Source organism: Pseudomonas sp. ICMP22404 (assembly GCF_006227205.1).
GTDB lineage: Bacteria > Pseudomonadota > Gammaproteobacteria > Pseudomonadales > Pseudomonadaceae > Aquipseudomonas.
In genome coordinates, this window is record NZ_VCNG01000033.1 from 1 (window position 1) to 14,959 (window position 14,959).

Below are 14,959 nucleotides of genomic sequence, written 5' to 3' on the forward strand. Positions count from 1 at the left end.
GCTGTTCCAGGCCATGCTGGTGCTCGGCAACACGCCACAGGACCAGGCTTTGGAATTGCCAGGCTTGAGCCTGAGCCCACTGGCCCAGCCCACCGGCACCACCCAGTTCGACGTGAGCCTGTCCCTCAACGACGACGGCGAGACCATCAGCGGCCAGTTCGAGTACGCCACCGACCTGTTCGACGAAAGCACCATCGCCCGTTGGGGCCAGCACCTGCTGCACTTGCTCGACGGGATGCTGGAGGACGCCACGCAGCCGGTGGCAACTCTGCCCCTGCTGGATAACCAGCAACGCCGGCAATTGCTGGAGACGTTCAACCCTGCCCCCGTCAGCCTGGATGAAAGCCCGAGTCGCTTCCCCCATGCTGTCTTCGCCGCACAGGCGGGTCGCACGCCAGATGCAGTGGCGCTGGTCGGTGCCGGGCAAACCCTGAGCTACGCCGAACTCAATGCCCAGGCCAACCGCGTGGCCCACGGTTTGATCGCCCTGGGCGTGCGGCCCGACGACACCGTCGGCCTCTGTGCGCGTCGCAGCCCGGAGATGGTCATCGGTCTGCTGGGCATCCTCAAGGCCGGGGCGGCCTATGTGCCGCTGGACCCGCAATACCCGGCGCAACGCCTGACCCACATGCTCGCCGACAGCGCGCCACGGGCCCTGGTGCGCCAGCAAGGCCTGGACGAGTTGCCGGTGCCCCTGGGCCTGGCCACCCTCGAACTGGGCAGCACGGCACTTCTGGAGCAACCGGCCCATGACCCGCAAGTGAGCGAACTGAATGTGGGCCATTTGGCCTACGTGATCTATACCTCCGGTTCCACCGGGCTGCCAAAAGGTGTGATGGTCGAACATCGCGGCCTGCGCAACCTGCTGGACTGGTACCTCGACGACCTGGCCTTCCATGCCGGCGACGCGGTGCTGCTGGCCTCGTCCTATAACTTCGACCTGACCCAGAAGAACATCCTCGCCCCGCTGATGGTCGGCGCCTCGTTGCACCTGGCCGAAGAACCGTTCAACCCGAACGCCATCGTCGCCCAGGTCGCCGAGGCCGGGATCACCCACCTCAACATGTCCCCCAGCGCCTTCCATGCACTGGTGGACGCCGATCGCCACGCGTCACTGGCCTGCCTGGAACGGGTGGTACTGGGTGGCGAACCGATCCAGGTCGCCATGCTGGAAAAACTGCCGCTGCCACGGCCAGCGATCATCAACAGCTACGGGCCCACCGAGTGCAGTGACGTGGTTGCCTGGCACACCGTCGATCCCGATCTGGACACCTACCGCAACCGCTCGATTCCGATCGGCCGGCCGATCCGCAACATGCAATTGCATGTGCTGGACAGTTACGGCCAGTTGGTGCCGGTGGGCGTTCCCGGTGAGATCCATATCGGCGGTGTCGGTGTGGCACGGGGTTACCTCAACCTGCCGCAACTCAGTGCCGAACGCTTCATTGACGACCCGTTCAGCGAGCGGGCCGGAGCCCGCCTGTACAAGACCGGCGACATTGGCCGCTGGTTGCCCGACGGCACCCTGCAATACCTGGGACGTAACGACGATCAGGTGAAAATCCGTGGCCTGCGGGTCGAGCTGGGGGAAATCGAAGCCGCCCTCGCCGCCCTTGCCGGGGTCCGCGAAGCGGCCGTCATCCCCCGTGACCACCAGACCGGCAAACGCCTGGTGGCCTACCTGTGCGGTGAACCGGCGGCCGCCACAGAATTGCGTGCCGAACTCCTCGGCCGCCTGCCCGAGCACATGGTGCCCAGTGCCTTCGTGGTGCTGGACGCCCTGCCACTTACGCCCAACGGCAAACTGGACCGCCGCGCCCTGCCTGAACCGGATCAGGACGCCTACGCCAGCCAGGCCTATGAGGCACCGCAAGGCTCGGTGGAACAGACTATCGCCGATATCTGGCAACAACTGCTGGGCCTCGAGCAGGTCGGCCGCCACGATGGGTTCTTCGAACTCGGCGGCCATTCGCTGATGGCGGTCAGCCTGATCGAACGCCTGCGCGAACACGGCCTGAACGCCGACGTGCGCAGCGTCTTCGGCGCACCGACCCTGCGGGACCTTGCCTCGGCCCTGACCGACACCACCAGTACGGCCTTCCAGGCCCCGGCCAACCGTATCCCGGCTGATTGCAGCAGCCTGACGCCGGACATGTTGCCCCTGGTGGACCTGACGGCGGACCAGCTCGAACGCATCGTCGCTGCGATACCTGGCGGCGCCGCAAACATCCAGGACATCTATCCCCTGGCCCCGTTGCAGCAAGGCATCCTGTTCCATCACTTGCTCGGACACGAAGGCGACGCCTATCTGGTGCGCTCGTTGCTCGAGTTCGACGACCGCCAGCGCCTCGATGCCTTTATCGGCGCCTTGCAGCAGGTGATCGATCGCCATGACATCCTGCGCACCTGCGTGCAGTGGGACGGCTTGCCCCAGGCGGTGCAAGTGGTGCAACGCCAGGCGCGCCTGCCGGTGCACAGCGTCACTCTGGACAGTCACCAGGACCCGCTCAGTCAACTCGAAGCCCTGAGCGACCCACGGCAACTGCGCCTGGATCTGCGCCAGGCACCGCTGATGCGGGCCTGCATCGCCCGGGATCCGCGTTCCGAACGCTGGATGCTGGCGCTGCTCAATCACCACATGGCGAGCGACCACGTCACCCTGGAAATCGTCCTGGAAGAAATCCACGCAATCCTCCACGGACACGGCGACAGCCTGGGCACACCGCAGCCTTATCGCGACTTCATCGCCCAGACCCAAGCCACGCCGGCCCAGGTTCACGAGGCCTACTTCAGCCGCCGGCTGGCGGATGTCGATGCGCCCACCGCGCCCTTCGACCTGCTCGAAGTACAAGGGGATGGCAATCACATCGAAGAAGCCAGCGTGCAACTGAGCCTCGAACTCAACCTGCGCCTGCGGGCTCAGGCCAGGGAACGGGGCATCACCCCGGCGGCGCTGTTCCATGTGGCCTGGGCGCAAGTGCTGGCCCGCTGCACCGGGCGCGACGACGTGGTGTTCGGCACCGTGGTCGCCGGGCGCCTGCAAGGCTCGGCGGGGGCCGAACGGGCCCTGGGGGTGTTCATCAACACCTTGCCGGTGCGGGTGCAACTGGCCGGCGCTGGCGCCAACGACAAGGTCCTGGCGACCCATCGCGACCTGATCGAACTGCTGGCCCACGAACAGGCCTCCCTGGCCCTGGCCCAACGTTGCAGCGACGTGCCCAGCGCTTTGCCGCTGTTCACCACCCTGCTCAACTATCGGCACCAGCGCGACGACAGCCAGTTGCAATGGCCGGGCATGCGCATCCTCAACAGCGCCGAGCGCACCAACTACCCGCTGACCCTGTCGGTCAACGACTATGGCGATGCCCTGGGGCTGACGGTACAGAGCGTCCGGGCAGTGGACCCACAACGCATCTGTGCGCTGATGCAACGGGCCCTGGAACAACTGACCCAGGCCTTGATGTACACGCCACGGATTCCACTCACGCAACTGGACGTGCTGCCGCCCCAGGAACGCAGCCTGCTGCTGGAGACCTTCAACCAGACCCGCGAGGACTACCCGACACACCTGTGCATCCAGCATCTGTTCGAAGAGCAGGTGCTCCGCACACCGGACGCCTGTGCCCTGGTCGACGCTCGGCAAGCCTTCACTTACGCCGAGCTCAATGCCCAAGCCAATCGCCTGGCCCATCACTTGATCGCCACCGGGGTTCAACCGGGGGATCTGGTGGCGATCTGCGTTGAACGCAGCGCGGCGATGATCAGCGGCCTGCTGGGCATTCTCAAGGCCGGCGGCGCCTACGTGCCACTGGACCCGAGCTACCCGGCCGACCGCCTGGCGTCAATTGTCGAGGATGCTCGGCCGCGCCTGCTGCTGGCCGATCCGGTCGGTCGCGCCGCCATCGGCACGCTGCAGGAAGGCACCCGCTACCTGGCCATCGAACAGGCCCTGGCGGCGCAGACGAGTACCCGCGATCCGCGCTGGGATGCCACCGGCCTGACCCCGGCGCACCTGGCTTATGTGATCTACACCTCCGGCTCCACCGGCAAACCCAAGGGGGTGATGATCGAACATCGCAACCTGGTTGCTTCGACGCTGGCCAGGCGCACGGTGTATGGGCCATCGATCGACAAGCGCTTCCTGTTGCTCTCGTCGATTGCCTTCGACAGCTCCGTGGCAGGGATCTTCGGCACGTTGATCAGCGGCGGCACCTTGTGCGTTCCGGCGGCCGAAGCCGCTCGCGACCCGCAAGCCATCGCCCGCTTCATCGGCGAACAGGCCATCACTTCACTGCTGTGCGTGCCGTCCCTGGGCCGTCTGGTGTTGGCGAGCCTTGCCAGCGAAAACGGGCACGGCAGCCTGCGGGAGATGATCGTTGCCGGCGAAGCCTGCCCGGCACAATTGGTTCAGGAATGTGCGGGCCTGGAACCGGCCATCGCCTTGTACAACGAGTACGGCCCCACCGAAGCCACCGTCTGGGCCACGGTGCATCGCTGCACCGCCCAGGACCAGGGCACGGTGCCAATCGGTCGTGCCATCCCGAACAGCCGCCTGTACGTGCTCGACGAACAGGGCCGGCCGGCACCACTCGGCGTGCCGGGTGAACTGTACGTGGGGGGCGCGGGCGTCGCCCGGGGCTACCTGGACCGTGCGCAACTGAACGCCGAACACTTCCTCGCCGACCCGTTCAGCCCGGACGACGAGGCGCGGATGTACCGCACCGGCGACCTGGTGCGCATGCGCGCCGACGGCGTACTCGACTTCCTCGGACGCAACGACCAGCAGGTCAAGATCCGCGGTTTCCGCATCGAGCCCGGCGAAATCGAAGCCCTGATGCTGACCCTGCCGGGGGTGCGCGAGGCGGCCGTCATCGCTCGCGAAGACAGCCCCGGGGCCCTGCGCCTGGTGGCCTACCTGAGCGTCGAGCCGCACCTGGCCGGCCGTAACGCCAGCAGCACCTTGCGCCCGTACCTGACCTCGCAGTTGCCGGACTACATGGTCCCGGCGGCGTTCGTGGTGGTCGAACAACTGCCGTTGAGCCCCAACGGCAAGCTCGACCGCCGCGCCCTGCCCGCGCCTCGCAGCGAGGACTTCGCCTACCGCGAGTACGAAGCCCCCAGCGGCGAAACCGAAGAACTGCTGGCGCAGATCTGGGCCGAGCTGCTGGGCCTGGAGCGGATCGGTCGGCACGACGACTTCTTCGAGCTCGGCGGTCATTCGCTACTGGCGGTGCAAGTCACCCTGCGGGCACGAGAAACCTTCGCCGTCGAAGTGCCCCTCAGGAGCCTGTTCGAGCACCCGTCGCTGCTGGCACTGGCCGACCTGATCAACACCCTGCAACTGGCCCAGTACGAGTCGGATGAATTGATGGACCTGCAACAAGAAATGGCTTCGCTGTCTGAAAGCGAACTGCTCGCTATCGTCTCCAAGGATGCTTAACAATTGAACGAACATAACGATAGTCTCGACCAGTTGAAACGTGCCGCACTGCTGCGCCTGCTCAAACAGCGCGGCGCCACACGGGTCATCGAAACGGCTCCCGACGACATCACCGGCGCGGATCGCGAAGGTCCGCTGGCGCTGTCGTTCGCCCAGCAACGGCTGTGGTTCCTCGATCAGCTGGACCCGACGGCCAGCGCCGCCTATCACATCCCCGCCTCTCTGGTGCTGCGCGGCACCCTCGACCGTACCGCGCTGAAGAACGCCCTCGATCGTCTGGTGGCGCGGCATGAAAGCCTGCGCACCACCTTCCGCCGCGACGGCGAACACCCGGTGCAGGTGATTGCCCCGGCCGACTGTGGCTTCAACCTGCAGGAACAGGACCTGCGCCAGCTGCCTCGGGACGAGGCCGAACGGCAAGCCACTCGACTGGCGGAAGAGGAAGCGGCCCGAGCGTTCGACCTGCTGCACGGTCCGCTGATCCGCGGCACATTGCTGTGCCTGGCCGATGATGAGCACCGGCTGTTGATCACTCAGCACCACATCATCTCCGACGGTTGGTCCATCGGCCTGCTGGTCAAGGAATTCGCCGCGCTGTACCAGGCATTCAGTGCCGGCCAAGCCGATCCGCTGCCGCCGCTAACCCTGCAATATGCCGACTACGCCGCCTGGCAGCGCCGTCATCTGCAGGGCGAGCGCCTCGACCAGCAAGTGGAATTCTGGCGCGCTCACCTGGCCGGCGCTCCGGCGTTGCTCGCGCTGCCCACCGACCGGCCACGCCCGGTGGTGCAAAGTTATCGGGGGGAAACCCTGGGCTTCGACCTGCCCGCCACACTGTCCGCCGCCATCGCCCGGTTCGCCCAGTCCCGCGCGGCAACGCCGTTCATGACGCTGATGGCGGCCTGGGCAGTATTGCTGGCACGGATCAGCGGCCAGCAGGACCTGGTGATCGGCACCGTTGCCGCCAACCGCGACCGCCAGGATGTGCAGTCGCTGATCGGTTTCTTCGTCAACACCCTGGCCCTGCGCATTCGCCTGGAAGCCAACCCGACCCTCGAGCAGGTGTTGCAACAGGTCAAGGACCTGATGCTGGAGTCCTCCAGCCGCCAGGACACCCCGTTCGAATTGGTGGTCGAGGCCCTCAAGCCACCGCGCAGCGCCAGCTACAGCCCGGTGTTCCAGACCATGCTCTACACCAATGCCGGGGGTGCCGGCGGCCAGTTGCACCTGCCGGGGCTGGACCTGGAGTTCCTGCCGTCACGCAAGGACAACACCCAGCACGATCTGTCCCTGCACATCGACGAAGGTGGCGCGAGCCTGTCATGCAGCCTGTCGTATTCCACCGCGTTGTTCGATGCCGCCACCGTCGAGCGCCTCGCGGCGCGCTTCGAACGCCTGCTGCAGTGTTTCACCGAAGCACCGGACACCCGCATCGGTGCATTGGAACTGGACCCGACCCTGGCCCTGCCGCCCATCACCGCGTTGACGCCGCTGCCGCAGCGCATGCCGCTGTCCTATCACCAGGAACGGCTCTGGTTCGTCGACACCTTCGAGACCGGTTACCTCTACGACGCCAACCCGGTCTATCACAACATCCCATTGCTGCTGGAACTGACCGGCGAGATCAACCAACCAGCCCTGCAAACCGCCCTCGACGCCCTGCTGGCCCGTCACGACATCTTGCGTTGCCGGGTGCTGAGCGACGGCGCAAGTGCCTGGCAGTGCTTCGACGGGCCGGCCACCCTGGCCCTTGAACGGCTCCAGGGCAACCCGGACACCCTCGCCGCTCAGGCTCTGGCCGCGACCCGTCGGCCGCTGGCCATGAACGGCGGCAGCCTGGTGCGCGCCAGCCTGGTGCAGGCGGACGAACGCACCGCCGTGCTGGCGATTGCCGTGCATCATTTGCTGGCCGACCGCACCTCCATGCAATTGCTCAAGCGCGACCTGCTGGCCCTCTATGCGGCCGCGTGTGCCGAACGCGATGCCGAGCTGCCGGCCCTGCCGCTGGGCTATGGCGACTTTGCCGCCTGGCAACGCCAGCTCCCGGCCGCGGTGCTGGAGAACCTGCGGGCCTATTGGAGCTATCAATTGCGCGGCAAGCTGCAAGCCCTGGAACTGCCGCTCAATCGCCCGCGCATGGCCGTGCATGTGTTCGCCGAAGCGACCCACGCCTTCACCCTCGAAACGCCGCTGGTACGCCGCCTCGACGCCCTGGCCCGGGAGGTCGGCGTGAGTACCGACAGCCTGGCCCTCAGCGCCTTTACCGCGTTGCTGCGCCGCTATGCCGGCCACGACGAACTGGTGATCGGCACCACGGCCGCCTGCCGCGAGCCCGGCCTGAACGACGTCGTCGGGCCGCTGGACAACCTGCTGGTCATGCGTGGGTTCTGCGACAGCGACACTACCTTGCAACAACTCTGGGAACAGACCAGCCACAACCTGACCCAGGCCCTGCGCCATCGCCATATGCAGTTCGACCAGTTGGTACTGGCCCTCAACCCGGCCAAGGACATGAGCCGCACCGCGCTGTTCGACGTGCTGTTCAACTTCCAGCACGACACCGACGCCAGCACGCTGGTCGCAGGGCTGGCGGTCAATACCCTGGAAAGCAATCTGGGCTACGGCAAGAACGACCTGCACCTGCTGATCAGCGCTGGTGAACAACGCTGGGCCGGGCATGTGGTGTACAACGCGGAGTTCTTCGACGCCGGGTTCATCCAACAGTTGATGCGTCACTACGTGCGCCTGCTGGAAGCCTTTGTCGAGAATGCCCGGCAGCGCGTCGACGATGTTCCCCTGCTGGACAGCGCCGAGCGGCAGCGGCAGATCATCGACTTCAACGACAGTGAAGCGGCCTGGCCCGACACCCTGACCCTGCAGCAGATTTTCGAGGAGCAGGTTCGCCAGACCCCGGAACGCATTGCCGTCAACCTCGGCGAGGAACAGCTGAGCTATCGCCAGCTCAACGAACAGGCCAACCGCCTCGCCCATCGTTTGCGCGCCGCAGGCGTGCGGCCCCAGGAACTGGTGGCCATCACGCTGGAGCGCTCGGTGCAAATGATCGTTGCCACCCTGGCGGTGCTCAAGGCCGGCGGCGCCTATGTGCCCATCGACCCGGCCTCACCCCAGGAGCGCATCGCCTACGTGCTGCGCGACAGTGGCGCCGGCAAGGCCATCGCGCGCCAGGACATGGCGCCGGCGCTGCAGGCGCTGGGTATCGAAGTCCTTGATCCGACCCTCGGCAACGTCGACGCCAGCGTCGCCAACCCGACCCACGTCAACACCCCGGAGCACCTCTGCTATGTGATCTACACCTCGGGTTCCACCGGCGAACCCAAGGGTGCGCTGCTCGAACACCGTAACGTCGTGCGCCTGCTGCACAACAATCGCCCGGACTTCCAGTTCGATGCCGAGGATGTCTGGTCGCTGTTCCACTCCAACGCCTTCGACTTCTCGGTCTGGGAAATCTTCGGTGCGTTGCTCCATGGCGCACGCCTGACCCTGGTGCCCGAGGCCCTGCGGCGTGATCCGGTAGAGCTGCTGGGTTTCCTTGAACGCGAACAGGTGACGGTGCTGAACCAGACCCCCTCGGCGTTCCATCAGCTCAGTGCCGCCGCGCTGGCGACGCCGGATGTGCGCCTGTCGCACTTGCGCTACGTGATTTTCGGTGGGGAAAGCCTGGAGCTGGGCAAACTCGATGCCTTCCACCGTGCCTTCGGGCATGTGGCCCTGGTGAACATGTACGGCATCACCGAAACCTGCGTCCACGTCACCTACAAAGCCATTGGCGCGGCCGACATCGCCGCCGGCATATCCAACGTCGGCAGGCCGATTCCAACCACCGTGGCCTACGTGCTCGACGCCCAGCAGCGGCTGCTGCCCGTCGGCGTGGCCGGTGAGATCTGCGTCGGTGGCCTGGGGGTCGGCCGGGGCTACCTGAACCGTCCGGCCTTGAGCGCTGAACGCTTCATTGCCGACCCGTTCCGTCCCGGCGAGCGGCTGTATCGCTCCGGCGACCTGGGCAAGTTGCTGGACAACGGCGAGATCGTGCACCTGGGCCGGATGGACGCCCAGGTGAAGATCCGCGGTTTCCGCATCGAGCTGGGGGAGATCGAAGCCAAGCTGCTGGCCTGCGAGGGCGTGCGGGAAGCCAAGGTGCTGGCCCGTGATGATGCGAACCAGGGCAAGCGCCTGATCGCCTATCTGATTCCCCGTGCGGGCGCGGTGCTGGAAGTGGCCGCCTTGCGCAAGCAATTGGGCGCGACCCTGCCCGACTACATGATCCCGACGGCCTTCGTCAGCCTGCACGCCTACCCGCTCACGGCCAACGGCAAACTCGACCAGGAGGCCTTGCCCGAGCCGGACCTGGGCGCCATGTCCGAGCGCGGCTACACCGCCCCCGAGGGTGCCACCGAAACCGCCCTGGCGCAGATTTTCCAGGAATTGCTAGGCCTGGAGCGCGTGGGTCGTCGTGACAGCTTCTTCGAACTGGGTGGGCACTCCCTGCTGGCTGCGCAACTGGTTTCCCGGGTGCGGCAACAGTTGGGCTGCGAGCTGATGCTGCGCGAGCTGTTCAGCCACCCCACCGTGGAAGAACTGGCACGGGTGGTAGGTCACCCGCTCACCGCCGAGGCCGAGACCATCGGCCTGGTCGACCGCAACGGGCCGCTGGCGTTGTCGTTCGCCCAGCAACGCCTGTGGTTCCTCGACCAGCTCGATTCCGGCGCCGGCAGCGCCTATCACATGCCGGCCGCCTTGCTGCTGCGTGGCGATCTCGACCGCACCGCCCTCAAGGCCGCGCTGGATCGCCTGGTGGCCCGGCATGAGAGCCTGCGCACCACTTTCGAACGCCATGGCGAACAGCCGGTGCAGGTCATCGCCCCTGCGGACTGTGGCTTCGCCCTGGCCGAACAGGACCTGCGCGCACTGCCCTACGAACAAGCCAGCGTCAGTGCATCGCGCATCGGCAACAACGAGGCCCTGGCACCGTTCGACCTGAGCCGTGGGCCATTGATTCGTGGGCGCCTGCTGCGCCTGGCCGATGACGAACACATCCTGCTGATCACCCAGCACCACATCATCTCCGACGGCTGGTCGGTGGGTGTGCTGGTCAAGGAATTCGCCGCCCTCTACCGGGCCTTCAGCCAGCAGCAGCCCGATCCCCTGCCGGCGTTGCCGATCCAATATGCCGACTACGCCGCCTGGCAGCACCAGGCCCTCGACGGTGAACGGCTCAATCGCCAGGCCGAGTTCTGGCGCGAACACCTGGAAGGCGCGCCGGCCCTGCTGTCTCTGCCCACCGACCGCCCAAGGCCGGCGATGCAGAGCTATCGGGGCGGCGACGTTGCAGTGGCCATCGCCCCGGCACTGCGCGAACGCCTGGAGCACTTCTGCCAGGCGCACAACGTGACCCTGTTCATGGCGCTGCTCGGTGCCTGGTCGGTGCTCATGGCGCGCCTGGGCAACGAACGGGACGTGGTCATTGGCGTACCGACGGCCAACCGCAGTCGCACCGAGACCGAAAACCTGATCGGTTTCTTCGTCAACACCCTCGCCCTGCGCGTAGACCTGTCGCAGAACCCGAGCGTGACGCAACTGCTGGAGCAGATCAAACAGACCACCCTGGCGGCCCACGAGCACCAGGACATTCCTTTCGAGCAAGTCATCGAAGCCGTACAGCCGCCGCGCTCCCTGAGCCACAACCCGCTGTGCCAGGTCGCCCTGTCGCTGGACAACACCCCGGGCGGTGGCGAATTGAGCCTGCCCGGCCTGACCCTGGTGCCTGTGGCCCAGGCCCATGAAACCTCCCAGTTCGACCTGATGCTGACCCTGGGCAATGACGGCGGCACGTTGTCGGGCGTGATCGAATACGCCAGCGATCTGTTCGACCGCGTCACCGTAGAGCGTTTCGCCCAGCATTTCCAAATCCTGCTCGAAGCCATGGTGGCGGATGTCGAACAGCCCGTGCTCGGCTTGCCGTTGCTCAGCCCCGCACAGCGCCAGGCCTCGCCTGCGGCCTTGCCACCCAAGGCCGTGTTCACCCCCGAACCGTTGATTCATCAGCGCTTCGAACAACGCGCCGCGGCCCAGCCCCAATCCATTGCCCTGGTCTTTGGCGACACGGCGTTGAGTTACCAGGCCCTCAACCGCCGGGCCAACCGCATCGCCCAGACGCTGCTGGCCCAGGGCGTGCGCCCTGACGACCGGGTGGCGATCCTGGCCCAGCGCGGCGTGGAAATGGTCTGCGCGGTACTGGCGGTGCTCAAGGCCGGTGCGGCCTATGTGCCGCTGGACCCGGCCTACCCCGCCGAACGACTCGGCTACTTGCTGGACGACAGCACTCCGGTCGTGCTGCTGGCGCAACCGACGTGCCTCGCCGCGCTGCCCGAGCATGCCGTGCCGGTGGTGAATCTCGACGATGACCCCACGGCAGATGACCTGGCGGAACTGGACCGCAATCCGGACGCCCAGGCGCTCGGCCTGACATCGCGGCACCTGGCCTATGTTATCTACACCTCGGGTTCCACCGGTTTGCCCAAAGGGGTATTGGTGGAGCACGGCAACGTGGCGCGCCTGTTCGACGCCACTGCCGAACTGTTCGACTTCGGTCGCAACGACGTCTGGACGCTGTTCCACTCCTTTGCGTTCGACTTCTCGGTCTGGGAAATCTGGGGCGCGCTGAGCTATGGCGGCAAGCTGGTGGTGGTGCCGAGCGAAGTGGCCCGTTCACCCGACGATTTCTATGCGCTGGTCTGCCAGCAACAAGTGACCGTGCTGAACCAGACGCCGAGCGCCTTCCGCCAGTTCATCGAAGCCCGTGAGCGCAGCGACCTGGAACACGGCCTGCGGGAAGTGATTTTCGGCGGCGAGGCCCTGGACTTCCGCAGCCTGCGGCCATGGACCGCACGCACGGCCCTGTCCCGCACGCGCCTGGTGAACATGTACGGCATCACCGAAATCACCGTGCACGCCACCTACTACCCCGTCAGCCAGGAGGAAATCGACGCGGGCGCGCCAAGCCTGATCGGCCCGCCATTGCCCGACCTGTGCCTGCGGATTCTCGACGACTACGGACAACCGGTGCCGGTGGGAGTCAATGGCGAGATCTACATCGGCGGTGCCGGTGTGGCCCGGCATTACCTCAATCGCGACGAACTGAACGCCGAGCGCTTCATTCCCGACCCGTTTGCGACACAAGTCGATGCCCGGCTCTACCGCACCGGCGATATCGCCCGCTACCGTGCCGACGGCGGGGTGATCTATGTGGGCCGCAACGACTCGCAGATCAAGATCCGCGGTTTCCGCATCGAGCTGGGCGAAATCGAAGCCCAACTGCTGGCCTGCGCCGAAGTCCGCGAAGCCCTGGTGACCGTGCGCGAAGACCAGCCCGGCGACAAGCGCCTGGTGGCGTACCTGATCGCCCATGAAGGGGTCGTCGTAGAGTCGTCGGCCTTGCGTAGCCAACTGGCGAGCGTGTTGGCCGAACACATGGTGCCCAGCGCCTTCGTGACCCTCGCGGCCTGGCCGCTGACCACCAACGGCAAACTGGACCGCAACGCCTTGCCGGTGCCGGATGCCTCCGCCGCCGCGAGCCAGCGCTACGAGGCACCGCTGGGCGCCATCGAAATCACCCTGGCCAATGCCTGGCAGGAGTTGCTCGGGGTAGAACGAGTGGGTCGTCAAGACCACTTCTTCGAACTCGGCGGCCATTCCTTCCTGGTCATCAGCCTGATCGAGCGCCTGCGCCAGGCCGACCTGCAACTGGACGTGCGCACGGTGTTCTCGGCGCCAACCCTCAAGGCCATGGCCGCGGTCCTGGCCGGCGGCAACAACACGCAGCGAGTCGTACCGGCGAACCTGATCCCCGCCGACTGCACCGCCATCGAGCCGCAAATGCTGCCGCTGGTAACCCTCAGCCAGCAGGAAATCGAGCAGATTGTCGCCGATGTTCCCGGCGGCGCAGCCAATGTGCAGGACATCTACCCACTGTCGTCGTTGCAGGAAGGCATCCTGTTCCACCACCTGTTGCAGTCCGAAGGCGATGCCTACCTGATGCGCACGGTGGTGACGTTCAACCGGCGCCAGTTGCTCGATGACTTCCTCGCTGCGGTGCAGGTGGTGATCGACCGCCACGATATCCTGCGCACCGCCCTGCGTTGGCAGGGCCTGCCGCAGCCGGTACAGGTCGTCCATCGCCAGGCGCAATTGCCGGTGGTGACCCTGGATTGCTTCCCTGGCGAAGATGCTTTGCAGATCCTGCGTGACACGACCGACACCCATCATCTGCGCCTCGACCTGCAGCGGGCACCGTTGATTGCCGCGTACATCATCGAGGATGAGCCTCGTGGACAATGGCTGCTGGCGCTGCTCGACCATCACCTGGTCAGCGACAACGTGACGCTGCGGTTGATCATGCTGGAGATCCAGGCGGTCCTGGCCGGCCAGGCCGACAGCCTGCCGCCGTCCCAGCCTTACCGTAACTTCATCGCCCAGGCCGCCAGCGTGTCCCAGGCCGACCACGAAGCCTACTTCCGGCGCTTGCTGGCGGATGTCGATTCCACCACCGCGCCTTATGGTGTCCTGGATGTGCGTGGCAACGGCGCCGGGATCAAGCGCGCGGTCAAGCACCTGGGCGATGAGCTCAGTGCCCGGGTGCACCGCACGGCGCGCCAGCAAGGGGTGCCAACCTCGGTGCTGTTCCATGCGGCCTGGGGCCTGGTGGTCGCCGCGACCAGCGGCCGCGACGACGGGATTTTCGGCACGGTGCTGTCGGGTCGCTCCCAAGGCACCGCCGGTGCCGACCATGCGTTGGGGATGTTCATCAACACCTTGCCGATGCGCATCCGCTTGCAGCAGCACAGCGTCAGCGACATTGTCCATGACGCCTACCAGCAACTGAGCGAACTGCTGACCCACGAACAGGCCTCCCTGGCCCTGGCCCAGCGTTGCAGTGCGGTGGACGCTTCGTTGCCGCTGTTCACGGTGATCCTCAACTGCCGTCACGGCGACCTGGTGAACGCCTCCGGGGAAAACGTCGAGGACATGGGCGAGCACGAAGGCATGCACTTCATCGCCTCGGAAACCCGCACCAACTACCCCATCGAAATCGCCGTGGCGAATGTGGCTGACGGCTTCTCCCTGACGGCCCAGTCCATCACCGGCATCGATCCGCAACGCATCGCCGCCTACCTGGGCCAGGCCGTGGCCGCCCTGGTGGACGCTCTGGAGCAATCCCCCGGACGCCTCGCCAGCAGCCTCGACGTGGTGCCCGCCAGCGAACGTCAGTTGCTGCTCGAAGACTTCAACCGCACCGCCAGCGATTTCGGTGCGGCGCAACCGATCCACCAGCTGTTCGAAGCCCAGGTACAGGCCAACCCCGACGCCGTGGCCCTGGTCTGCGAAGACCGTCAGTTGAGCTATCGCCAGCTCAATCGTCGCGCCAACCACCTGGCCCGGCAGTTGCTCGCCCTCGGCGTGCAACCTGATCAGCGCGTGGCCATCTGCGCCGAGCGCAGCCTG

Annotated in this window: 2 protein-coding genes; both read left to right on the plus strand. The window is 66.2% G+C overall.

Annotation, left to right across the window (positions count from 1 at the left end):
* Positions 1 to 5,440 (plus strand): non-ribosomal peptide synthetase (locus FGE05_RS29440; protein ID WP_139650417.1); only part of this gene is annotated, 5,440 nt, incomplete at its 5' end.
* A 3-nt stretch (positions 5,441 to 5,443) separates the two neighbouring features.
* On the plus strand, positions 5,444 to 14,959 hold a 9,516-nt coding region (locus tag FGE05_RS29445), incomplete at its 3' end, for a non-ribosomal peptide synthetase (RefSeq protein WP_139650418.1).